The 23,491-nt window shown below is 62.7% G+C and carries 20 protein-coding genes and 1 tRNA gene; 3 read left to right on the forward strand and 18 right to left on the reverse strand.

What is annotated here, in order from left to right:
• The 5 genes from GHK62_RS22200 to GHK62_RS22220 all read right to left on the reverse strand — a co-directional run.
• Positions 1 to 871 (reverse strand): hydantoinase B/oxoprolinase family protein (locus tag GHK62_RS22200; RefSeq protein ID WP_167528331.1); only part of this gene is annotated, 871 nt, incomplete at its 3' end.
• Positions 871 to 2,931 carry a hydantoinase/oxoprolinase family protein gene (locus GHK62_RS22205; protein WP_153441245.1) on the reverse strand — a complete coding sequence of 687 codons (2,061 nt, stop codon included), beginning with the start codon at positions 2,929 to 2,931 and terminating at the stop codon, positions 871 to 873. The genes GHK62_RS22200 and GHK62_RS22205, both read right to left, overlap by 1 nt.
• A gap of 177 nt (positions 2,932 to 3,108) precedes the next feature.
• A complete protein-coding gene (locus GHK62_RS22210) occupies positions 3,109 to 4,059 on the reverse strand; it encodes a LysR family transcriptional regulator (protein WP_337732964.1) in 951 nt (316 codons plus the stop codon).
• Complete coding sequence (locus GHK62_RS22215) at positions 4,056 to 5,030, reverse strand: LysR family transcriptional regulator (protein ID WP_337732965.1); 975 nt, start codon at positions 5,028 to 5,030, stop codon at positions 4,056 to 4,058. Before GHK62_RS22215 ends, GHK62_RS22210 begins: the two co-directional genes overlap by 4 nt.
• Before the next feature lie 539 nt (positions 5,031 to 5,569).
• Positions 5,570 to 5,645: transfer RNA gene (locus tag GHK62_RS22220), tRNA-Ile, on the reverse strand.
• A gap of 153 nt (positions 5,646 to 5,798) precedes the next feature.
• Between GHK62_RS22220 and GHK62_RS22225 the strand changes: the two genes are divergently transcribed.
• Complete coding sequence (locus GHK62_RS22225) at positions 5,799 to 6,584, forward strand: SIMPL domain-containing protein (protein ID WP_153441248.1); 786 nt, start codon at positions 5,799 to 5,801, stop codon at positions 6,582 to 6,584.
• A 178-nt stretch (positions 6,585 to 6,762) separates the two neighbouring features.
• Here GHK62_RS22225 and GHK62_RS22230 read toward each other — a convergent pair whose 3' ends face one another.
• From GHK62_RS22230 to GHK62_RS22250, 5 genes are all read right to left on the reverse strand, one after another.
• The gene (locus GHK62_RS22230; RefSeq protein WP_153441249.1) at positions 6,763 to 7,128 is read right to left on the reverse strand and encodes a hypothetical protein; all 366 of its coding nucleotides are present in this window, start codon (positions 7,126 to 7,128) and stop codon (positions 6,763 to 6,765) included.
• A gap of 239 nt (positions 7,129 to 7,367) precedes the next feature.
• On the reverse strand, positions 7,368 to 7,772 hold the full coding sequence (locus tag GHK62_RS22235; RefSeq protein ID WP_153441250.1) for a ketosteroid isomerase-related protein: 405 nt from the start codon (positions 7,770 to 7,772) through the stop codon (positions 7,368 to 7,370).
• A gap of 77 nt (positions 7,773 to 7,849) precedes the next feature.
• A complete protein-coding gene (locus GHK62_RS22240) occupies positions 7,850 to 8,272 on the reverse strand; it encodes a secondary thiamine-phosphate synthase enzyme YjbQ (protein ID WP_153441251.1) in 423 nt (140 codons plus the stop codon).
• Between the two features lie 22 nt (positions 8,273 to 8,294).
• The gene (locus GHK62_RS22245) at positions 8,295 to 8,648 is read right to left on the reverse strand and encodes a DUF1428 domain-containing protein (RefSeq protein ID WP_153441252.1); all 354 of its coding nucleotides are present in this window, start codon (positions 8,646 to 8,648) and stop codon (positions 8,295 to 8,297) included.
• Positions 8,649 to 8,797: 149 nt separating this feature from the next.
• Positions 8,798 to 9,367 carry a transglycosylase SLT domain-containing protein gene (locus GHK62_RS22250; protein ID WP_153441253.1) on the reverse strand — a complete coding sequence of 190 codons (570 nt, stop codon included), beginning with the start codon at positions 9,365 to 9,367 and terminating at the stop codon, positions 8,798 to 8,800.
• 70 nt (positions 9,368 to 9,437) lie between these two features.
• On the opposite strand from GHK62_RS22250, the gene GHK62_RS22255 reads away from it, so the two are divergent.
• The gene (locus tag GHK62_RS22255) at positions 9,438 to 10,265 is read left to right on the forward strand and encodes a DUF2066 domain-containing protein (protein ID WP_234887000.1); all 828 of its coding nucleotides are present in this window, start codon (positions 9,438 to 9,440) and stop codon (positions 10,263 to 10,265) included.
• Positions 10,266 to 10,404: 139 nt separating this feature from the next.
• Here the strand turns inward: GHK62_RS22255 and GHK62_RS22260 are convergent, their stop codons facing one another.
• The 7 genes from GHK62_RS22260 to GHK62_RS22290 form a co-directional block, all read right to left on the reverse strand.
• Complete coding sequence (locus tag GHK62_RS22260) at positions 10,405 to 10,698, reverse strand: GYD domain-containing protein (RefSeq protein WP_153441254.1); 294 nt, start codon at positions 10,696 to 10,698, stop codon at positions 10,405 to 10,407.
• A gap of 346 nt (positions 10,699 to 11,044) precedes the next feature.
• Positions 11,045 to 13,105: an RNA polymerase sigma factor RpoD gene (gene rpoD / locus GHK62_RS22265; protein WP_153441255.1), complete on the reverse strand. Its 2,061-nt coding sequence runs from the start codon at positions 13,103 to 13,105 to the stop codon at positions 11,045 to 11,047.
• Between the two features lie 522 nt (positions 13,106 to 13,627).
• Positions 13,628 to 14,662 carry an L-threonine 3-dehydrogenase gene (gene tdh / locus GHK62_RS22270; RefSeq protein ID WP_136506477.1) on the reverse strand — a complete coding sequence of 345 codons (1,035 nt, stop codon included), beginning with the start codon at positions 14,660 to 14,662 and terminating at the stop codon, positions 13,628 to 13,630.
• A 33-nt stretch (positions 14,663 to 14,695) separates the two neighbouring features.
• A complete protein-coding gene (locus tag GHK62_RS22275) occupies positions 14,696 to 15,883 on the reverse strand; it encodes a glycine C-acetyltransferase (RefSeq protein ID WP_153441256.1) in 1,188 nt (395 codons plus the stop codon).
• 252 nt (positions 15,884 to 16,135) lie between these two features.
• Positions 16,136 to 18,001: a DNA helicase RecQ gene (gene recQ, locus GHK62_RS22280; protein ID WP_167528332.1), complete on the reverse strand. Its 1,866-nt coding sequence runs from the start codon at positions 17,999 to 18,001 to the stop codon at positions 16,136 to 16,138.
• Between the two features lie 276 nt (positions 18,002 to 18,277).
• Positions 18,278 to 20,260, reverse strand: a complete 1,983-nt coding sequence (dnaG, locus tag GHK62_RS22285; protein ID WP_153441258.1) for a DNA primase — start codon at positions 20,258 to 20,260, stop codon at positions 18,278 to 18,280.
• 177 nt (positions 20,261 to 20,437) lie between these two features.
• Positions 20,438 to 20,887 (reverse strand): GatB/YqeY domain-containing protein, encoded by a 450-nt coding sequence (locus GHK62_RS22290; protein ID WP_153441259.1) that lies wholly within the window; start codon positions 20,885 to 20,887, stop codon positions 20,438 to 20,440.
• A 326-nt stretch (positions 20,888 to 21,213) separates the two neighbouring features.
• Between GHK62_RS22290 and carA the strand changes: the two genes are divergently transcribed.
• Positions 21,214 to 22,419, forward strand: a complete 1,206-nt coding sequence (gene carA / locus GHK62_RS22295; RefSeq protein WP_153441260.1) for a glutamine-hydrolyzing carbamoyl-phosphate synthase small subunit — start codon at positions 21,214 to 21,216, stop codon at positions 22,417 to 22,419.
• Positions 22,420 to 22,490: 71 nt separating this feature from the next.
• Here carA and GHK62_RS22300 read toward each other — a convergent pair whose 3' ends face one another.
• Positions 22,491 to 23,381 (reverse strand): LysR substrate-binding domain-containing protein, encoded by an 891-nt coding sequence (locus tag GHK62_RS22300; RefSeq protein ID WP_153441261.1) that lies wholly within the window; start codon positions 23,379 to 23,381, stop codon positions 22,491 to 22,493.
• Positions 23,382 to 23,491 lie beyond the last annotated feature (110 nt).

A 23,491-nucleotide genomic window follows, 5' to 3' on the forward strand; every position in this document is an offset into this window, starting at 1 on the left:
TATTCGCCGGCCCCCGCGTCTGGTCGGCCGAGCCGGTAAAGTCGAAGCGGATGGTGTCGCCCGCCTTTTCCACCCGGACATGGATGCGCACCGGCTTTGACAGTTCGACGCCATCGTCGTCGACAAAGCGCTCGGCCTCGAAGACGCCGTCCTTCCAGGTCTTGATAATCGCCCGCATCCGCCGCTCGGCGATGTCACCCAGTTCGTTGAAAGCGGCGACGCATTTCGATGCACCGAACTTTTCCAAAAGGGCCGCAAGCCGGCGCTCGCCGAGACGGGCGGAGCCCAACTGGCCACGAATGTCGCCGAGCACCAGTTCCGGCGTGCGGCTGTTGGCGGCTATGATCCTCTCGACATCGCCGAAGGGCAGGTAGTTGCGCTGGTAGCGCACCGGCGGCAATTGCAAGCCTTCATTATAGACTTCACGCGCCTGGCCCGAGCAGCTCCCCGGCACCGGGCCACCGATGTCGCCCTTGTGCGCGATGCTGGCGCAGAACGCTACCAGCGTATCTTCGAAGAACAGCGGCGTGATCACCGCCATGTCAGGCGCATGAGGGCTGCCACCCTCGTAGGGGTCGTTGATGAGGAACGCGTCGCCAGGCGCGATGTCGCCACCGAACGCTCGCAACACCGCCTCAGTGCAAGCCGGGAAGGCGCCGATGTGCAACGGCAGGACCACGTGCTGGGCGATGACCGCCGCATTGGCGTCGAGGAGCGCGCAGGAAGCATCCTGCGATTCCCGGATAATGGTTGAAAAACCGGTGCGGAACAGCGAGTTCTGCATCTCCTGCACGATGCCGCCGAGGCTCGCGCGGATCACTTCAAGTTCGACGGCAGTGGGCCTGCCAAGCGAAGCGCTACGCTGCAGCATCACGCGACCTCCGTTACGATGAGATTCTTGAATTCGTCGACCCGAACCTGCTGACCAGGCAGGATGACCGTGGTGCAGTCGAACTGTTCCACGACGGCCGGGCCGGTGAAGACGAGCCCGACATCCAGGCGCTCACGCTGGTAAACGGCGCAGTCGAGGTTTTCGCCGTCGAAGCGGACCGGACGGCGCCCGAGAAACGCCTCCGCAAGCGTTCCGCCGCTCGGCTGGTAGCGCTTGGCGTTGACCGGCGGCACGAGGCCGACAGCCTTGACGCGATAGGAAACGATCTCCACGGATTCGCCTGATGCCTTGTGACCGAACATCACCTCATGCTCGGCATCGAAAGCGCTGCGCACGGCATCGATATCCGCGGTATCGGCCAGCGCACCGATCGGAACAGTAAGTTCATACCCCTGCCCGGCATAGCGCAGATCGAGAGCCCGCTCGATACGGATGCGATCCGCCCGGAAGCCTTCCTCGGCGAGGTCGGCGAGCGCCTGTGCTTCCATGCCGGCGAAAATCGCGTTGAGTTCGCTTGCCGAGGCGCCGTCGAGCGGTGTCAATCGTGAGCGCACATAGTCATGCGTGACGTCCGACATCACCAGGCCCATGGCCGAGAAGACGCCGGCATGCAGCGGCACGACGAGACCGGCCATGCCGAGCTCACGGGCGATGCGGGCGGCATGCAGCGGACCGGCGCCGCCGAAGGGCAGCAACATGAAGTCGCGCAGATCGTGGCCGCGCATCGTCGAGATGGCCTTGATCGCCTCCTCCATCTTGACGTTGATGATCCGCACGATGCCTTCGGCCGCTTCGAGCACATCCATGCCGAGCGGACCAGCCACATGGGTTTCCACGGCCAGGCGTGCTTTCTGCGCGTCGAGACGCATCTTGCCACCGAGGAAGTTTTCTTCCGAAAGATGACCGAGCAACAGGTTGCAGTCGGTGATCGTCGGCTTGGTGCCGCCGCGGCTGTAGCAAGCAGGACCCGGTATAGCGCCGGCGCTTTCCGGCCCGACCTGGAGGACGCCGAAACGGTCCACTTCGGCGATCGTGCCGCCGCCGGCGCTGACCGTGTTGATATCCATCATCGGCATGGCGATGTCGCGGCCCTCGACCTTGCCGCGGTTGGCGATCACCGGCGTGCCGTTCTTGATCAGCGCCACGTCGCAGGACGTGCCGCCCATGTCGAAGGTGACGATGTCGTGGTGGCCGGTGGAGCGCGCCATCGCGACGCTCGCAGTCACGCCGCCCGCAGGACCGGAAAGTACTGTCGTGACGCCTTTCTTCGCGGTCGCCTCGAAGGTCGCCATGCCTCCGTTCGACTGCATGATGTATTTCTGCGGTGTCTTCACGCCCGCCGCTTCCAGCCGGTCGGCGAGCCGGGCGATGTAGCGGGCAAGGACCGGTTGCAGGTAGGCGTTGATCACCGTCGTGCTCAGGCGATGGTATTCGCGGATCTGCGGCACGATTTCTGACGAAAGCGAGACTTCGCAGCCTGGCAGTTCCTCGCGGACGATTTCGCGGATCCACTCCTCATGGCGCGGATAGAGGAAGGAGAAGAGCAGGCAGACGGCGACGGATTCGACGCCCTGGCCGCGGAGTTCGGCAAGCGTCTCGCGAAGCGCGGCTTCGTCGAGTTCGGCAAGGACGCTGCCGTCGTGCACCACGCGCTCCGAGACTTCGCCGGTCAGGGACGGCAGCACGATCGGCTGAGGCTTTTCATAGAGGATATCGAAGATCGCCGGCCCATGCGGACGCGCCTGCTCACCGACTTCGTAGATACCGCGAAAACCTTTGGTCACCAGAAGTCCGGTCTTCGCCCCCTTGCCTTCCAGAAGCGCGTTCGTCCCGACCGTCGTACCATGGCAGAAATAGCTCACCTCGTCCGGACGCACGCCGCGCCCCAACAGAATATCGATCCCGGAAAGGATAGCCCGCGACGGGTCGTCTGGTGTCGACGGAACCTTGGAAATCGACGTCTCTCCCGTCGTTTCGTCGAGATAGACAAAGTCCGAAAACGTCCCGCCGGTGTCGACGGTCACGCGATAGCCTCCCATGCGGCAGCCTCCCTGATGCGCTCCCTGCGGCCTGCCATTCAGGCCGCCCGGCGCTCTCTCCTGACCGCGCCGGACTTGATGTATGGCAAGCCTAGTGGCGCGAAGACGGCCTGTCCAAGACCGTTGAAAGCGGCGAGCTATAAGTTTTTCGCTATGGCTGAGGGAGGTCGCATGGCGTCAGGAAGACGTCCCGGCAATGTCGAAGCGCGGATCGACGATGATCGCGTAAGGGGCCGAGGCACGACAGATATGACGAACCACGTCCTTCAGGAACGGTCCGATGACTTCGTCTTCCAAAGGCGAGCGCTCCTCGCGCCGGCTCACCATGTAGAGCGTGCGGCTCGGCACGGGACGCTCTATCCTGCGGATGGCGAAGATGCCGCGGCTGACGCCGTCGGCAACGCTGCCATAGGGCAGAAGGCTGGCGCCGCCCTCGGCGATGCGCGCCCGGATCGCCGGCACCGACTGCATGTCCGAAACGATGCGCGGTTCAAGCGACAGTCGCTGGGCCATGCGGCGGACAAGCGTGACGATGCCACGCTCGCCGGCGAAGAAGAGCTCCTCTTGAAGGGCGTCGGCAAAGCTGATGGGGCTGTCGTCCTGAGCGTTGGCGCGGGCGGTCACGAACAGCAGTTCGTCCTCTATCACAGCTTCGCGCACCAAGCCCGGACGCCCCTCGACGTCATAGGCAAAGGCGAGGTCGATCTCCTTCCGCTCGAGCGCAGCGATCAGCGCGAAGCTCAACTCCTCGACCAGCTTCAGCGATGTCGCCGGCAGTTTCGTCCCCGCCGCGATCAGCACGTCGGCCCCGACAAGGCGCATGTGGCTCGGGACGAGGCCGATCACGAAAGGACGCGGCGCCGGGCTGCCGGCGGCAGACCGGACGTCCTCAAGCGTCCGCTCCAGAAATCGCTCCAGTTCGTTGTAGCGCTCGTACAAAACCTCGCCGGCCTTCGTCGGCACGACGCCGCGCGAATGCCGCTCGAACAGGCTGACACCGATCTCGCGTTCGAGGTCGCGAATCTGGATGCTGATCGCGGTCTGGGCAAGCTTCAGCCGGGCGGCGGCGTGCGACATGCCGCCGGTTTTGACCACCATCGCGAAATAGCGCAGCTGCCGAAGGTTTATGGCTTAGCCTCCTCGTGTCGACGCGGTACAACGTTGCCGATGAGATTGCCGTAGGGTCCCATCTTCTCGGCGAGCCGGCCGATCATCCGGTCGAGAAAGGCGAGCAGCGCCGTTTCATGAACGAAAGACGGGGCATCCGACATCCGGTTCAGGAAGAGCGTCCGCTTGATCGACGGCTGGCGGATCGGACAGGCAACGATCAGCCCCTGCTGGATTTCCTCCGCGACCACGCCGTAAGGCACCACGCTGGTGGCCGCTCCCCGCGCGACCAGCGTCTTGATCGCCGGCATTGACTGCACCTCGAAGGCGACGTTCACGGAAAGCCCTTGCCGGCCCGCCACCTCGTGAACGAGCCGCCAGACGATGTCGCGGTCGCTGACGAGCGCCAGGTCGGTGCGGATCGCCTCCTCGAACGAGATCGATTCCCCAAGCACGCGGGATCCGGCGCCGGCGACAAAGAGCAATTCTTCCTCAATGAGCGCGGTGGCCGCGAGCCCCGGACGGTTCTCGAACTCATATGCGAGCGCGACATCGAGCTCGCGGCGCATAAGCGCGTCGATCAGGATGAAGCTCAGTTCCTCGACCACGCGGAAGGATATGTCCGGGATCTCGTCACGGGCGGCAACAAGTAGTTCCGGGCCTATCAACGCCTGGATACTGGGCGTGACGCCGAGATTGACCACCTCTCGCCTCGCCGCCCCATGCGCCTTCACCTCCCGGCGCGCCTCCTCGACGGAACTGAGTATGGCAAGCGCATGCCGGTGCAATACCTCACCGGCCTCGGTCAGCGAAATGCCGCGCGAATGACGAACCAGAAGCCGGACGCCAAGCGATTCCTCCAAATGCCTGATCTGCTGGCCGAGCGCCGTCTGCGCGACATTCAAGCCCTCCGACGCCCGGGTGATATTCCCGGTCTCGACCACCTTCACGAAATAACGAAGCTGCCTGAGATTAATGGTCTCCTCCCAAATCCACGGACCGTGGCGATGCTACTGCTCGCCGTGCCGAACGCGCAATGGCGTTTCTTTCAGGCTTCGACCTATCGCCACCAGTGGCCCGCACCTGAGGTCGAGCCAATTAAAGGACAAAACATGCAGCAATTCAAAGTCAGCGTCCTTTGCGCGTCTGAGACGCGCGGCGCTGTAAACGACGCCGACCTCGGGGTTGCCCGCCAGACCGCGGTGGCCGGGGGCGTTGTCGCCGGTGGAGCGGGTGTGGAGATGACGCCTAGAGCATTTTGCAGTCAGGTGGAATCACCTGACGTCGCACAAACGCGGCAAAAACAAACAGATAGAGCGGTGGCGCGAACGCACGTAAGCGCATCCCGCTCTAGACACCGAGAGTGATGATTGCGCCGGGCCTCACGGCTGGCTTGGCCGGTGTGCCGATCGGGCCGACATACTGCTCCAAAGGCGTCGCCGAGCGCCAGGCGATCTGCGGATCCGGTCCTCACTGGGGGTACTGAGTTACTATGGTTCCACCTTAGTAAGCCATTGACTTTGAAGACAAATGGTGGGCCCGGAGGGACTCGAACCCCCAACCAAGCGGTTATGAGCCGCCGGCTCTAACCATTGAGCTACAGGCCCTTGCCGGTCATCTGCCGGTTGACCGCGAACCAATGGTAATTCGCGGGTCGCAATGGCTCTAGCGGAAAACCTTTTTGACGACAAGCCATTGCCGCAATGCCTACACAATCGATAAGCAAGAGTTCGGCATAAAACAACCGGAGAGAAATAACCATGATTTCTACACGCATTGCCCGCACGGTTCATGTCGCTGCCATGGCCGCTGCCTTTGCCGGCGCTTTTGCCGCCGCCGCTGTGGCGGCCGACGGCAATGATACCAAGAGCGGCGGCAACGGGCGTCCGGAAGGCGTCCGGGGCCGGCAGGCGCTGATCAAGGTCTCCGGTGAAGGCCGCGCAACGGCAGCACCCGACATGGCGATCGTGCAATTGAGCGTCGTCAAGGATGCGAAGAGCGCGCGCGAGGCGCTCGACGCCAACAACAAGGCGATGGCGGAGGTGCTCTCGGCACTCAAGCAGGGCGGCATTGCCGAGCGCGATCTGCAGACCAGCGGCTTCGCCATCAATCCGCAATACAACTACCCGCAGGGCAACGACGGCAGCAACCGCCCGCCGGAACTCATCGGCTATCAGGTCGTCAACGGTGTTACCGTGCGCGTGCGCGATCTGAGCAATCTCGGCGAGGTCCTGGACAAGTCCGTGACCCTCGGTATCAACCAGGGCGGCGGCATCGAATTCACCAAGGACAAGCCCGACGAAGTCATCACCGAGGCCCGCAAGGCGGCGGTGGCCGACGCGATTGTCAAGGCGAAGGTGCTGGCGGAGGCGGCCGGCGTTTCGCTCGGCCGGCTCATCGAGATCTCGGAACAGGCTTCGCGCCCGGAACCGGTTCCGATGGTACGCAGCATGGCCAAGGAATTCGCGGCCGATGCCGTTCCGATCGCGACCGGCGAACAAACCTACAATGTCACCGTCAACGTGACCTTCGCCATCGAGCAGTGAGCATTTGGCCCGGCGCGGCGAAGGAAACCGCACCGCGCCTCTTTTGCGCGATGACCACAGGCAAAGCCCCGGCGAATTCATCGCGCGGGGCCTTTCGAATCAAAAGCCCCTCACGGGTTTTCCATGAGGGGCACATTTCCGCGGCCGGGGAAGACAGACGGTGCGGAAATCCGGCAGGTTACCAGCGGCCGACCACCGGGCATCCACGCACATTGGCGAAGATGATTGCCTGGCGGTAACCATGGCGGCGGCCCTCGACGATGACCTGGCGCCGCGCGACATTGGCGACATGGGCCCGGCGCAGACCGCGATCACGTGCCTTTTCGACGGCAAGCCAGGGGTCACAACGGCCGCGGCGCTCACCGCCCCAGCGGGGGCGATCCCTGCGCCAGTCGCGATCGTAGTCACGGTACTGGACATCGGCGGCACGCGGCGACCCGAACTCGAATATCACCGATTGAGCAGAAGCGGCGGTGGCTGCACCCGCAAGACCGGTCAGCCCGATGACGGCAGCAACCGCGGCATTGACGAGGAATTTTCTCATAGCGTTTCTCCGGTGTGGCGAAGGATTCAAAATTGGCGATTACCGCTCTCGACGATTGCGCCAACCATAGTCCGGATAAACTGAACGCTACCGGAACCCTCCGTTCATGCACTGTTCAGGTTGATGAACACTGCATGGACGAAACAGCAGGCAACACGATTCGTTCCCGTCGACCGCGCCTGCTTCGGCTGATCCAGAGAGAAAACCACACAGAGATTCAGTATGTTACGTGGGGCGGCTCAGCTCGCCAGCTCCCGCTCGAAGATGCGGAGATTGCGATAGTGGCTGAGGCGCGTGATGGCGCCGTCCTCGATTTCGAAGATGAAAACGCTCGGAATGGCGTAGATCTGGCCCGAGGCCTCGGGAAATCCCGGCATGGTCTTGCGATAGGTGCCGCGTGCGGTCATGTCGGCCGCAACCCGCTGCCCGAAGGCGTCATGCATCAGCACGATATCGCTGAACGCCTCGTCGAAATGGCTGAGATAGTTCATGATCCAGGCCCTGAGCGGACCGACGCCCATGGTTCGCTGGCCGGTCAGCGAATCAAGCGCGACGTCCTCATCGACGAGCCGGGAAAGCGCATCGAAATCACGGTCATTGACGGCCTCGATGAAACGGCTGGCGATGGTTTGCGCGTTTGTCATCGTCTGTCTCCGAAGCTGCACTGTCGCCCACTGTACCGCAGATTAGTTGGCCGGAGCAGAACTCAGTAAAGCGCCGTTCACGCGCCAAGATGCAGGACGATCTCGCGCCGGTGCGGGCGATCGCGATGTTCGAACAGATAGAGCCCTTGCCAGGTGCCGAGCATCATGCGGGCATCGCTTATCGGGATGCCGAGCGAGACCTGGGTGAGCGCCGCCTTGATGTGCGCCGGCATGTCGTCCGGTCCCTCCTGGGTGTGGACGATCCAGCGCATCGTAGGATCGGAGGACGGCGGCACCAGGCGACCGAAGAACTCGGTGAGATCGCGTTTCACATCCGGGTCGGCGTTTTCCTGGATGAGCAAGGATGCGGACGTATGGCGGACGAACACGGTGAGAAGTCCCTCCGCGATGCCTGATTGCCGCACGAAATCGGTGGCAGCATCGGTGAACTCGTAGAGTCCCTGGCCACGGGTGGCGATGGTGATGACAGTCTGCGGCATTTGAAGCGCGGCCCTCTGCCCGCTACAGCTCTAAGAACGGTTCGAAGCCTCCATAAATCAACCGCTTGCCGTCGAAGATCGACTTCCACTCATCACCCTGAAGCCGCGGATCGGCCATGACCTTGGCAATGATCGCATCGCGATCCTGACGCGACGCATAGAGGACCCAGGAGAAGACCACCGTCTCGTCCTCCTTCGCCTGCACTGCACGCGGAAAGGACGTCAGTTCTCCATAAGGTGCGTCGTCGGCCAGGCACTCGACGTAGTTGAGCGCACCGTGTTCCTTCCAGACATCGCCGGCCCGGCGCGCGAGCGCCTTGTAGTCCTCGACCTTCGCCTTCGGCACCGCGACGAGAAAACCATCGACATAGGCCATGTTCATCTCCTCCTGTTTGGCTGAACAGGCAAAGGACGATCGAAGCGGAAAGGTTCCGACAGCCGATAATGATTTTTTCGTCATCCCATCCACGAGGAGGAGGCCGCTCTTGCTGCAGTGTCGGCGAACGGCGCAGAATGCGCTGCACGTTATGAACCGCAGCCGCGCAGTTGCTGCGCATAGAGCGCCGCCATGCCGGAGGCGCGCTTTGCGCCTGTCTGAGCCGTTTGGCTCCAGTTCCCGCGGGCGTAACCGCCATGGCCATGATAGTAGGCAATGTAGAGCCGGTAAGGGTCGTTGAGCGCGATGCCGTTCTGCTGGTGGCTTTGGTTGTGGTACCAGGCGATGAAGCGGATCGCGTCGGCAAAATCCGTCCGACGCGCCGTCCAGCGTCCGGTTTCGGCCTGATAACGCGCCCAGGTGCCGTCGAGCGCCTGCGAGTATCCATAGGCGGAGGAGACGCGCGTCCAGGGAATGAAGCCGAAGAGCTTGGTGCGCGGTGGCCTTGCGTTGTGCTGGAAACCGGACTCCGTATAGATCGTCGCCATCAGCACAGGAACGGGCACGCCGTATTCGCGCTCCGCCGCGTAGGCAGCCCGGCGCCAATTGTTGAAAAGACCATCTCGCTGCTCGAAAACCGCGCAGGCGTTCCGGGTGTCCTTCGGCACCGTTCCGCAGCCGGCCAGCAACAGGAGGACGACGACAAAAACGCAACGCATCGCGGAACCTCTCGTTTGCGAGAGATTGATAAAGCGTAAATCTTAAGGATCGGTTTTGAGGCGAAGTTGAATGACCACCAGAATGACAATCGTCTTGCCGTTCCTCGCCATGCTTGCCGGTGTGACCTCTTCCGGGATAGCGCAGGCCGCCAACGTGCAGAACCTATACGTGAGCCACGCGATCGTCACCGGCACCGGCGAAGAAAACCGGAAACTCGGCTTTCGCGAATGCCTGGGTGAAGTCCTCGTCAAGGTCTCGGGCGACCAGCGTGTGATTGCCGGAACAGCGTTCGCGCCGCTGATTGAACGCGCCGGCAGCTTCGTCGCGTCCTTTGCCTATCGTGATCGGCTGGCAGGCATCCCGATTCACGACGAACAGGGTACGCACGACCGGCCGCATGACCTGACCTGTCGTTACGACCCGGCAACGATAAACCGGCTGCTCGACGCGCTCGGAAGCAGGCCCTGGCCGCAACCGCGCCCGAGGATTGCCGTCCTTCTCGCCGTCCACGACCAAAAGCGCAAGTTCATGCTGACAAGCGACGGCGAAGAAAGCCCCTACATGGCCGAGTCGCTCGCCGCCGCGACCGTGCCTCTCGCGCTTGAGACATGGCTGCCGGAGCGGAAAACGCTTGCCCAGGAAAAACTCGACCTCGATATGCTGTCGAGCGAACCGACGGCGCAGTTGGAACGGCTGGCAAAGAAGATTGGCGGCGATGTCGCGCTCGTCGGTACGATTTCCTGGAACGACGAGGCGCTTGGCTGGATTGCCGACTGGCAACTCGATAGCGCCGGGAAGACGCACCGTTGGCAAATCCGCGGCGTCAGCTTCGACGATGCCTTTCGCAACGCGATCCGCGGCGCCGCGCAAGTCCTGTCGGGCAACGGCGAACCTTGACGCAAATCACCCTTCCACGCATCGACGGCATGTCAGTCCGCCGCGAGATGAAGTCACCACCCCTTTGAGGATCGCCTTCGAGATCATCTCGCTGTTTCGTTGAAACAGCGAGATGATCCAACTTCGAACCCATGCAATCTTAGCCGAGCGTGCCGATCAGTTCACGATAGGCGGCTTCCGGAAATGCCTTCAATGTGCGGGTGCGCACGTTGCCATTCATCCCGAGAGTCAACGCGAACCGTGCGGCAACCGCGTCGTCGGGCGCTTCGCAGACTGCGACCATGTCGTATTCGCCCATGGTCAGATAGAAATCCTTGAAGGACCCGCCCATGTCGGAGAGCACCTTCCGAGCGGCATCCAGCCGCTTCGGAGACTCGCGTACGTTCCTGATACCCTGCTCGGTCCAATTGAGAAGCACGACATAAGTGGTCATCTCACACCTCCCCACAGAGCATCCCGCCTTCGGATGAAAGCGAACAAAATGCCCTGGAATCAAAGGACTAGCGGGATGAGGAAAAGTGTACGTGGTGTTCCGCCCGCATCCCGCTCCAACTCATTCGCGGGCCCATGATGCGTTCATCGCATGGGCGCTTTCGGTTCGCACCCGCGGTGCGTCCTCCCCGGCGTCGCGGGCTCGCTGCAAGCCCCAAAGTATAATCCCGTGGTCATGGGCGAACAAGCGCCGCAGGAACAAGGTGCGCCCGCAAAAACCAGAAAGGGCAGCACAAAAAAAGCCGGGCGCAAAGCCCGGCTTTCTCGACGTTTCTGTAACGCTTAGCTTAGCTGTCGAGAAACGAGCGCAGCTTGCGCGAACGGCTCGGGTGCTTGAGCTTTCTCAGCGCCTTCGCTTCGATCTGACGGATACGTTCGCGGGTGACCGAGAACTGCTGGCCGACCTCTTCGAGCGTGTGGTCCGTGTTCATGCCGATGCCGAAGCGCATGCGCAGCACACGCTCTTCGCGCGGCGTCAGCGAAGCGAGAACGCGGGTCGTCGTTTCACGCAGGTTCGCCTGAATGGCGGCGTCGATCGGCAAGAGCGCGTTCTTGTCCTCGATGAAATCGCCGAGATGTGAATCTTCCTCGTCACCGACCGGCGTTTCGAGCGAGATCGGTTCCTTGGCAATCTTCAGCACCTTGCGCACCTTCTCGAGCGGCATGGCAAGCTTTTCGGCCAATTCCTCCGGCGTCGGCTCGCGGCCGATCTCGTGCAGCATCTGGCGCGAGGTACGAACGATCTTGTTGATCGTCTCGATCATGTGCACCGGAATGCGGATCGTGCGTGCCTGGTCGGCGATCGAACGGGTGATCGCCTGCCGGATCCACCAGGTGGCATAGGTCGAGAACTTGTAGCCGCGGCGGTACTCGAACTTGTCGACCGCCTTCATCAGGCCGATGTTGCCTTCCTGGATGAGGTCCAGGAACTGCAGGCCGCGGTTCGTGTACTTCTTGGCGATCGAAATGACGAGACGCAGGTTGGCCTCGACCATCTCCTTCTTGGCGATGCGCGCTTCGCGCTCGCCCTTCTGGACCATGGAAACGATGCGGCGGAACTCGGCGATGGAAATGCCGGTTTCGGTCGCGAGATTCTGGATCTCCTGGCGGATATCCCGGATCGTCTGGTTCTCGGCCTTGGCAAACTCCTTCCAGCCCTTGCCGGCGAGATTGCTGATCGACTTCATCCAGTTCGGGTCGAGCTCGGCGCCCGAATACTGTTCCAGGAACGAGTCGCGCTTGACGCCGTAGGATTCGGCAAGGCGCAACAGCCGGCCCTCGTTCTGCATCAGGCGCTTCGAAATGTCGTAAAGCTGCTCGACCAGCGCATCGATGCGGTTCTGGTTGAGCGACAGCGACTTCACCGCCTTGATCAGCTCGTCCTTCAGCTCCTTGTAGCGGCGCTCCTGCGCCGGCGACAGCGTGCCCGTCGCGGCAAGGCGTGCTTCCACCTGCTGGTCCTGCAGCTTGCGGAGCTTCTTGTAGGTCTCGGCTATGATGTCGAGCGTTTCCATCACCTGCGGGCGCAGTTCCGCTTCCATCGCGGCGAGCGAGAGGTTCGATTCGTCATCGTCCTCTTCCTCTTCCTCGGGCGGCTGGCCATCGCCGCCGACATTGGTGATGTCGTCGTCATTAGCCGCGGCCGCGCGCGTCTTGCGCACCTTTTCCTTCTCTTCGGCGGCCTTCCGGTCAGCCTCGATCTTTTCCGGGCTCTGGAACTGTGGGGCAGCCTTCGCCTCGGGACCGGAATAGGTCGTTTCGAGATCGATGATCTCGCGCAGAAGCGTCTGGCCTTCGTTCAGTTCGTCGCGCCAGATGATCAGTGCCTGGAAGGTAAGCGGGCTCTCACAGAGACCGGCAATCATCGTCTCGCGGCCGGCTTCGATGCGCTTGGCGATCGCAATTTCGCCTTCGCGGGAGAGAAGCTCGACCGAACCCATCTCGCGCAGATACATGCGCACCGGATCGTCGGTGCGATCGGTCGGTTCCTTCTTCTTGCCGGTCGCAAGCGCGGTGCCGCTGGAGGTGGTGAGTTCACCGCCCTCGCCGTCACCCTCGTCGCCGCTGTCTTCGTCGTCGCCGCCGGCGGCGGCTTCCTCGGCTTCTTCATCCTCGATGACGTTGATGCCCATGTCGGAGAGCATGGCCATCGTGTCTTCGATCTGTTCGGAGGTGACTTCCTCTGACGGCAGGACCGAGTTCAATTCGTCCATCGTCACGTAGCCGCGCTTCTTGGCGGCCTTGATCATCTTCTTGACAGCGTCGTCGGAAAGATCGAGAAGCGGGCCGTCAGGAGCGCCTTCGCGTTCTACGTCTGCTTCTTCGTTTTCTTTGACTTTAGTTGCCATTTATTCGTCGCTTTCCTTGTCGCAACCAGCGTGCGCCTGGTGCCAATGCCGCTTCGTGGTTCGGGCGCCGCGCACCCGCCACCGAATCATTTCCCCTGACGTAACGGGATGATGTTTAATTCCTGATTAACCACGACAGCGATCGCGGTTGAGCGGGCAAGCCTCGACAGCCTTGCCACTGAAACATCTCAGGCATGATTTTCCTATCCGCCGTCCGTATCGCCATTTCTGCTTGAAATGGTGATTCCCAGAATTTTTGATCCCGTCAAGCATTTCCGGTGAAAAACCGCGTAAATCGGCAAAAAACGCTTCGTCGCGGGTTTTTGCGCTGTTTATCAGCTTTCGCTCAAGATGTAGGAGCGGTCGAAAAAAAGACAAGGGTGGCGCTGGTTTTCCGGCGATTGGAGCCAGGAAGTCGGCCGCCGGAGCAGCCTGCGGACGGCTTACTTCGAGATCGAGATCAGGTTCGGACCTGCAAACGACCGTCCCCCGGGGTGCCACTTCACCGCGGGCTCGCGATCGCTACCAGTCCATCACAACCTTGCCGGAATTGCCCGACCGCATCGCCTCGAACCCCTCGCGGAAATCGTCGATGCCGATCCGGTGGGTGATGACCGGCGAAAGATCCAGCCCGCCCTGGACAAAGGCGATCATCTTGTACCAGGTCTCGAACATTTCGCGGCCGTAGATGCCCTTCAGGTTGAGCATCTTGAAGATGACCTTGTTCCAGTCGATCTCGAAGCCCGCCGGAGCGATGCCGAGTATGGCGATCTTGCCGCCGTTGTTCATCTTGTCGATCATGTCGCGAAATGCCGGCGCCGCACCCGACATTTCGAGACCGACATCGAAACCTTCGGTCATGCCGATCGATCGCATCACGTCGGCGAGGTTTTCCTTGGACGCATCGACGACGTAGTCGATGCCGACCTTGCGGGCGAGTTCGAGGCGCGTCGGGTTGATATCGGTGATCACCACCTTGCGCGCGCCCGAGCGCTTGGCGACGAGCGCGCCCATGATGCCGATCGGTCCCGCCCCGGTAACGAGCACGTCCTCGCCGACGAGATCGAAGGAAAGCGCCGTGTGCACGGCATTGCCGAAGGGATCGAAGATCGCGGCGATCTCATCCGGCACGTCGTCGGGGATCGACACGACATTATATTCCGGGATGCAGACGAACTCGCCGAAGGAGCCCGGACGATTGACGCCGACGCCAAGCGTGTTGCGGCAAAGGTGCCCCCTGCCCGCCCGGCAATTGCGGCACTTGCCACAGACGATGTGGCCTTCGCCGGAGACGCGCTCGCCCACGTGATACTTGGTGACGGCCGAGCCGACTTCGGCGATCTCGCCCATGAACTCGTGGCCGACGACCATCGGCACGGGGATCGTCTTCTGCGCCCACTGGTCCCAGTTCCAGATGTGAACGTCGGTACCGCAGATCGCCGACTTCTTCACCCGGATTAAGACATCGTTCGGGCCTACCTCCGGCACCGGTACCCGCTCCATCCAGAGCCCGACTTCCGGCTTCGTCTTGACCAGTGCCTTCATCATGTTGGTCATTGCAGGTTCCTCACTCGCCCCTCACCTAACTCTTCAAATCACGCCGAGTTCGCGACCGACCTCTTCGAAGACCGCGATCGCGCGCCGGACATCCCGCTCGCTGTGGGCGGCCGACATCTGGGTTCGGATGCGCGCCTGCCCCCGCGGCACGACCGGGAAGGAGAAGCCGATGACATAGACGCCCTTCTCGAGCATCCGCGCGGCCATGTCCTGCGCGAGCGCCGCGTCGCCGAGCATGACAGGAATGATCGGATGCCCTTCGCCGGCAAGCGTGAAACCAAGCTTCGACATTTCGGCACGGAACAGCGCGGCGTTCGTGTAAAGCCGTTCGCGCAGCTTGTCGCCGTTCTCGATTAGGTCGAAGACCCTGAGCGAAGCGGCGGCGATGACGGGCGCCAGCGTGTTGGAGAAAAGATAGGGCCGCGAGCGCTGCCGCAGCCATTCGACGACTTCGGCCTTGGCCGAGGTGTAGCCGCCCGAGGCGCCGCCGAGCGCCTTGCCGAGCGTGCCGGTGATGATATCGATCCTGCCCTCGACGCCGCAATGCTCGGCGGAGCCGCGACCGTGCTTGCCGACGAAACCGACCGCATGGCTGTCGTCGACCATGACCATCGCGCCATATTTTTCCGCGAGGTCGCAGACGCCCTTGAGGTTGGCGATGATGCCGTCCATTGAGAACACGCCGTCGGTGGCGATCAGCTTGAAGCGGCTGCCTTCGGCCTTCTTCAACTCCTCCTCAAGCGCGGCCATGTCGTTGTTGGCATAGCGGAAGCGCTTCGCCTTCGAGAGCCGCACGCCGTCGATGATCGAAGCATGGTTCAGCGCATCGGAGATGATCGCGTCTTCCTCCCCGAGCAATGTCTCGAACAGCCCGCCATTGGCATCGAAGCACGAGGAATAAAGGATCGTATCCTCCATTCCGAGGAACGAGGAGATGCGCGCTTCGAGCTCCTTGTGCTCTTCCTGCGTGCCGCAGATGAAGCGCACGGAGGCCATGCCGTAGCCGTAGCGGTCGAGCGCCTTCTTGCCGGCCTCGGCAAGCTCTTCGTTATCCGCGAGGCCGAGATAGTTGTTGGCGCAGAAGTTCAGCACGCGATCGCCGGACGCCACCTCGATTTCACCCGCCTGCTTCGAGGTGATGACTCGCTCGGACTTATAGAGGCCGGCCAATTTCAGGCCTTCGAGTTCGGAACGAAGATGGGACAGAAAGGCTGAGGTCATGGCTGGCCACTCGCGTTAAGAAGGATGTTTCGCACCCGGGCGCCGCGCGTGGGCGCACGCTAGACGACTAGCACGACGGGCCGACTCTTGCAGCAATTTCCAGCGCCTCGGGAAGGTCGGAACGCATCGATCGATGAAAACGATAGGGGCTTTCGTGACGGACACCGCGCACAGACGCTTTCTGTCCCCTATCGCGCCTTAGGCGACATTTTCATTCGCGAAGGCAAATGCTGAGGCACCGACTACGGTCGACTACCCATCGAAATAGCCGTCGATGACCGCCAGGAACGCCTCGCCATAGCGCTCGCGCTTGCTCTCGCCGATGCCGGGAATATCGAGCAGATCGTCGAAGTCGCGCGGACGTTGCTTCGCCAACGCAATCAACGTCGTATCCGGGAAAACGACATAGGGCGGGACGTTCAATTCCTTGGCGATCGAGAACCGCTCGGCGCGCAGGCGTTCGAAAAGTTCAAGATCGGAGCCGGCGAGATCGGCTCGCTCGCGCGGAGTGCCGGACTTCGCCACCCGGGCGGCCTTGCCCGAGGTCGGCCTGTCCTTGCGGAAGAACACCTGGCGCTCGCGTTTGAAGACGGCGCGCGCCTCCGGCTCGAGCTGCAGCGCCCCGAAGGCGGAATGATCAACCCGGACGAGGCCAGCGGCGAGCAGCTGCCGGAACACCGATTGCCACGTTCGTGGCAGCAGATCCTTGCCGGCACCGAAGACAGGCATATCGACATGGCCAAAGCGCTCGGTTTTCTCGTTGACCGTGCCCATAAGCACATCGATCACGTGGCCGGCGCCGAAGCGCTCGCCGGTCCGATAGACGGCCGCCAGCGCCTTGATCGCCGCTTCGGTACCGTCCCAGGTCTCGACCGGCTTCAGGCAGGTATCGCAATGGCCGCAGCGTCCGGGATGCGCCTCGCCGAAATGCGCAAGGATCGCCTGCCGCCGGCAACCCGCGGTCTCGCAGATCGCAAGCAGCGCATTGAGCTTCGCCCGCTCGATGCGCTTGATCTCCTCCGCGGCGCCGCCCTCGTCGATCATCCTCCGACGCTGGATGACATCGGCCATGCCATAGGCCATCCAGACTTCGGAGGGCAGCCCGTCGCGACCCGCCCGGCCGGTCTCTTGGTAATAGGCCTCGACCGAGCCCGGCAGATCGAGGTGGGCGACATAGCGGACATCCGGCTTGTCGATTCCCATGCCGAAGGCGACCGTCGCGACGAGGCAAAGGTCTTCCTCCTTAAGGAAAGCGTCCTGATGGGCGTCCCGCAGGACGCGATCCATGCCGGCGTGATAGGGAAGCGCGCGCACGCCTTGCGCGTTCAGCCATTCCGCCGTGTCTTCGACCTTGGCACGTGAGAGGCAATAGACGATGCCGCTCGATCCCTTGAAGCGGGAGAGGAAGCGAAGGAGCTGCTGGCGCGGCTGGTCACGCTCGACGATCTCATAGGCAATGTTCGGCCGATCGAAGCTGGTCGTGAAGACCTTCGCTCCGGTGAGCGCCAGCCGCTCGATGATGTCGTCGCGCGTGTGCGGATCCGCGGTCGCGGTGAGTGCGACGCGTGGCACGCCGGGAAAGCGCGACGCGAGGCAATCCAGGCCGCGATATTCAGGCCGGAAATCATGGCCCCACTGCGAGACGCAATGCGCCTCGTCGATCGCGAACAGCGCAATGTCGACCTCGTCGATCATCTCGGCGAAACCGTCGGTGACGGCGCGCTCCGGCGTGACGTAGAGCAGGTCGAGCGCGCCCGCCGAAAGCGCGCGGCGAACCGCAATCGCCTCGTCGCGTGTCAGTGAGGAATTGAGCGCGGCGGCGCGAATGCCGAGCTGCTTCAACGCCTCGACCTGATCGCGCATCAAGGCGATCAATGGGGATACGACGATGCCGACGCCGTTTCGGCAAAGCGCGGGAATTTGAAAACAGAGCGATTTGCCCGCTCCCGTCGGGAAGAGCACCACCGCATCGCCGCCCGCTATCACATGTTCGACCACGTCCTGCTGCTGACCGCGGAAGGCGGAATAGCCATAGACGCGTTTCAGGACTTCGAGAGGATTGGCCACGCCTTCGCTTTCGAACAGGCGCGCGGCGGAAGCATCGTCGTTGTGAGGCATGGAATCGCTTTCGTCGGGCGGCTGACTATGGGGTTTGGGCAGGTGGGATGTAAACCTGTTAAAGACTCGCAAAAGGGGGAGCATCGCCGCGCTCCGCAGCTAACGCCCCCTCACCCTGCCCTCTCCCCGCAAGCGGGGCGAGGGTACGTCGCATCGGTGGCTCGCGTCGTGCACCAACTGCAAGAAGCCTTGCCGAGCTGGCGCGGCATGTCCCTTCTCCCCGCCCGCGGGGAGAAGGTGCCGGCAGGCGGATGAGGGGCAGCGCATGCGACGACGCTACCGCGCGGCCGGCCCCTTAACTCGGCCGGAAAGTACGCCGAAGCCTTCGATGATGGCTTCCTGGTTCTCAAGTCGCGTCACTTCGAGCTGGACCTCCTGGAGCGTCCTGAGCAACTGTGGTACGACCTCGAGGTCCCCCTCCTCGGTGGCGTGGGCCAGTTCACGCTCCAGTTCGCGCCGCTGCCAATGGAGGGCCTTGCTGCGCCTGTGGAGGGCAAGCGCCTGAAGGTAACCTTCGCGCGCATCCTCCGGCGCCGCCGCAACCGTCGCCGTCCACAGCCGCGCATAGCGGACCTGCTGATCGAGTGCCAAGATCAGGGCGCCGAATCCCTCCGCTTCCAATTGCTCGATGAGGATCTCGCGCGTCAAACGCGGCCCGCTTGCCGCCGCTGCGTTCAGAACCGTGGCCCAGCAGCGCTGCAGATCGCGGTGGTCGAACTCGATCGTCGAGATCTCGTCATATTCGTCGAAGAGCAATTGCGGGTGATTGACGATGGTGAGTGCCAGCACGCTCTCGCGCAACAGCGGCACCGCCTGTTGGCCGCTGACGAGGGAAGAGCGCGCGAGGCGATCGGAGATCGCGGTCGGGCCGGCGGCAATATTCCGGGCGCCTGCGCCGCCACGCGGGCCACCACCTTGGCGCCCGCCCCGCTCGAACGGCCGCCGTTCACTCCTGAACGGCGCGCTGCCCTGCAGAAAGGCGTTGAGGCGGTCGCGCATGTCCTGGCCATAGTGGCGGCGCACGCTTTCGTCGGCGATGACGGACGTCACCTGCCTCAGCCGCGCTTCGAGTTCGGCGCGTTTTTCCGGCGTGTCGAATGCGCCGCCCTGGACTTCGCGCAGCCACACCATTTCGGCGAGCGAGCGGGCATTGGCGAGCACCTTGTCGAAAGGCTCGCGTCCGTCATGGCGGACGAGATCGTCCGGGTCCTTGCCGTCCGGCAGCATGGCGAAGCGGACTGATTGTCCGGGCTTCAGATGGGGGAGCGCCAGATCGACGGCGCGATTGGCGGCGCGGAGGCCAGCGCCATCGCCATCGAAGCAGAGCACCGGCTGCGGCGTCATCTTCCAGAGAAGATCGAGTTGGTTCTCTGTGAGCGCGGTTCCGAGCGGCGCCACGGCATTCTCGATGCCGGCCTGATGGAGCGCGATCACGTCCATGTAGCCTTCGACGGCGATGATCGTGCCGGCGCCATCAGCGCCCTGCGAAGCTCGCCGGGCGCGCGCGAAATTGAAGAGCACATTGCCCTTGTGGAAGAGCTCTGTTTCATTCGAATTCAGATATTTGGCCGGCGCATCGGGTGACATGGCGCGGCCACCGAAGGCGATGACCTTCTCGCGCGCCGAAAGGATCGGAAACATGATGCGGTCGCGGAAACGGTCGTAGGAGACGGGCACGTCGGGCCCATGCACGACGAGACCGCAGGCTTCGATCTGCTCCTTGCCGACGCCCTTGCCGGCCAGAAACTCCTTGAGCGCATTGCGGCTGTCAGGCGCAAAGCCCAGCCGAAACGTCTCGATCGTACGCCCGGTCAGTCCCCGCTCGCGGAGGTACGCCCGTGCCTTGGCACCGTTCGCCGTCTGGAGCTGGTCCTGGAAGAACTGCGTCGCCATTTCCATGACGTCGAGCAGGCTGGTCCTTTCCTTCTCGCGCCGCTCAGCCTGCGGGTCGGGCTGCGGCATGGAGACGCCGGCCATGTCGGCAATCTGCTGCACCGCTTCAGGGAAGCTCAGGCCCTCAAGATCGGTCAGGAAGCGGAAGTGGTCGCCGGAAACACCGCAGCCGAAGCAATGATAGCGGCCCTTGCGGTCCTCGCAATGGAAGCTCGGCGACTTTTCGCCGTGAAAGGGGCAACAGGCCCAGTAGTCACCGCGCGAAACGTTGGTCTTGCGCCGGTCCCAGGTGACGCGCTTGCCGACCACGTCCGAAATCGGAACGCGATCGCGTATCTCGTCGAGGAAGGACTGTGAAAAGCGCATGGATAGCCGATACCCCTAGCCGGCCTCCCATACAAGCAGTATGGACAGGGGAACTCCTGGCCACGATCGGCAGTGCCCGCAATTCACAGGGTAGATACCGCGCGCCGAGGCTCGAAGACGAGGCCGATCGGCGCCGGCATGGAAGGCGATACGCCCGCTGCAAAGCGGGCGTAGGGCTTACTTCAGCAGTTCCTTGACGAGACCGGAGGCCTTGGCGAAGTCCATCTGGCCAGGGTAGCGCTCCTTCAGCGCGTTCATGCACTTGCCCATGTCGCGAAGACCGTGGGCGCCCGTCTCCTGGACGATCGCGGCACAGGCCTGCTTCACCTTGTCCTCGGAAAGCTGTTCGGGCAGGAACTGGTTGATGACGGCAATTTCCTGGCGCTCCTGCTCGGCGAGCTCGGGGCGGCCGCCCTCGTCGTAAATGCGGGCGGACTCTTCCCGCTGTTTGATCATCTTGGCGAGGATCTGCATGATCTCGTCATCGCCAACCGGGTCCTTGCCCTGGCCGCGATTGGCAATGTCGCGGTCCTTGATCGCCGCCTGGATCAACCGGACGGTCGAAGTGCGCCGTGCGTCCTTGGCTTTGAGGGCTTCTTTCAATGCGTTCGCGAGTTGGTCGCGCATGTCCTTACTCCATGTCGAAACCGGCCCGCGGAGCTCATGCCCGCAACCGGTTCGATTACGTCGTTGTTGTCGTCGTCTTAAACCAGTGCGGCAGGTGCAATCAAACGGATTACGCAACCACTTGAATTATAAGGAACTTTATTTCCTTGCAATTCATGGCGGCCGGTTGACCCGGCCAAGGCCTTTCGTTATTTTCCGGCACCTGCACGAACATCGGCATGAACCTTTTCTCGCGGGGTTTCCGCGCGCCATGCCGTATGCGATTTGAAATGGCGCTGAACCGACCGGCTTTCAAGCCTCGCTTCCGCCGCAACGGGATAGGAACGATGACCGCGACACCCGCATGGACAACCCAGAAACCCACCGCCCTTCTCGTTCTGGCCGACGGCACGGTGATCGAAGGCAAGGGCATCGGCGCGACCGGCAAGGTTCAGGCCGAAGTCTGTTTCAACACGGCGCTCACCGGATACCAGGAGATCCTGACCGACCCCTCCTATCTCGGCCAGATCGTCACCTTCACCTTCCCGCATATCGGCAACATCGGTACCAATGACGAGGATGTCGAGGACCTGACCCCCGCCGCCCGCCACGGCGCCGTCGGCGTCATTTTCAAGGCCGACATCACCGAGCCATCCAACTACCGCGCCGCCAAGCACCTCGACGCCTGGCTGAAGGCGCGTGGCATCATCGGCCTTTGCGGCATCGACACGCGCGCGCTGACCGCCTGGATCCGCGAAAACGGCATGCCGAACGCCGTCATCGCCCACGACCCCGCCGGCGTCTTCGACATCGATCAGCTGAAGGCTGAGGCCAAGGCCTGGAGCGGTCTTGAAGGTCTCGACCTCGCCAAGGTCGCCACCTCCGGCCAGTCGTCCCGCTGGAACGAAATGCCCTGGGTGTGGGACAAGGGCTATTCGATGCTCGGCGAAACCGACGCCGCGTATCATGTCGTAGCCCTCGACTACGGCGTCAAGCGCAACATCCTGCGGCTCTTCGCCGGTCTCAACTGCCGGGTCACGGTCGTCCCCGCACAGACCAGCGCAGAAGAAGTTCTGGCACTGCAACCGGACGGCATCTTTCTCTCCAACGGCCCCGGCGATCCCGCCGCAACCGGCGAATACGCCGTTCCGGTGATCCAGGATCTCCTGGAGACCGAAATTCCGGTCTTCGGCATCTGCCTCGGCCACCAGATGCTGGCGCTGGCACTCGGCGCCAAGACCGAGAAGATGCACCAGGGACACCACGGCGCCAACCATCCGGTCAAGGATCACACCACCGGCAAAGTCGAGATCGTCTCGATGAACCACGGCTTCGCGGTCGATTCGAAGTCGCTGCCGGAAGGCATTGAAGAGACTCACATTTCGCTCTTCGACGGCACCAACTGCGGCCTGCGCGTGAGCGGCAAACCGGTCTTTTCGGTCCAGCACCATCCGGAAGCCTCGCCGGGTCCGCAGGACAGCCACTATCTCTTCCGCCGCTTCCTCAATCTCATCCGCGAGAAGAAGGGCGAACCGGCGCTTGCCGAGCGCTGAGAGCCACCATCCGCGTTTACAAAGGCCCGCTCGCTGCGGGCCTTTTGCTTTCCCGCTATCGGCTTTGCCGATCAGGCTTCGGCAAGGCGCGCCGCGATGAAATCGACGGTGGCACGCACAGATGGCAACTGCCCGCGCCGGTGCGGCATCAGGATCGTCGTTGTCACAGACCCCGCGGTCCACTGGGGCAGCACGCGAACGAGCACGCCACGGGCGATCTCGTTGCGGCAAAGCTTGCCAGGCAGGGCGGTTATGCCAAGCCCTGCCACCGCGGCCTCGCGCAAGACATGCGATTCATCCGCCACAAATCGCGGCTTGGACGACACGCTGACAACCGTTCCGTCCAGGTGCTCCAGCGTCCAACTCTCCGAAGTCAGCGATGTCAGCAGGCCCTCGTGATGTTCTAAATCTTCAGGATACTCCGGCACATTGCGCTTATCGAGATAGGCCGGCGACGCCACCAGCCAGCTGGCCTCGGAGGCGACGCGACGCTGTACGAGGCCGGAATCCGGAAGCGGTGCAAAGTGGTCGCGCACGGCGATGTCGAAACCCTCCTGGATGAGATCGACGAACCGGTCGGTCGCATGCACCACAAGGCGGATTTTCGGGAAGGCGATCGCCAGCCGTGGCAACAGAGGCGCGAGCGAAAGCTGCGCCGTCGGAACGGATGCCGTGATTCTGACAGTGCCGCTTGGCTCGGCTAGCCTCCCCTTGACCACATTCTCGGCAGCTTCCGCTTCGATCAGCATTGCCGCTGCGTGACGGTAGAAATCCTCCCCCGTCTCGGTCACCGCGAAACGGCGCGAGGTGCGGTTGATGAGCCGAACGCCCAACGCTTTTTCGAGTTCCGCCACACGCTTACTGAGCGTCGACTTCGGGACATTCAGCGCGCGTGCCGCCGGGGCAAATCCCGCGTGATCCACGACGTGGACGAAGAGCATGAAGTCATTGAGGTTCGCCATTTAGTCGGATCCATTGTCCATATCTGCAGATGATAAGTCCACATTAGCCCGGCTAGCGCAAGCTCGTCCACAAATGCATCTCTTCCTCACCCCCTATTGGAACCGAAGAG

This window comes from Sinorhizobium terangae (assembly GCF_009601505.1).
Classification (GTDB): domain Bacteria; phylum Pseudomonadota; class Alphaproteobacteria; order Rhizobiales; family Rhizobiaceae; genus Sinorhizobium; species Sinorhizobium terangae.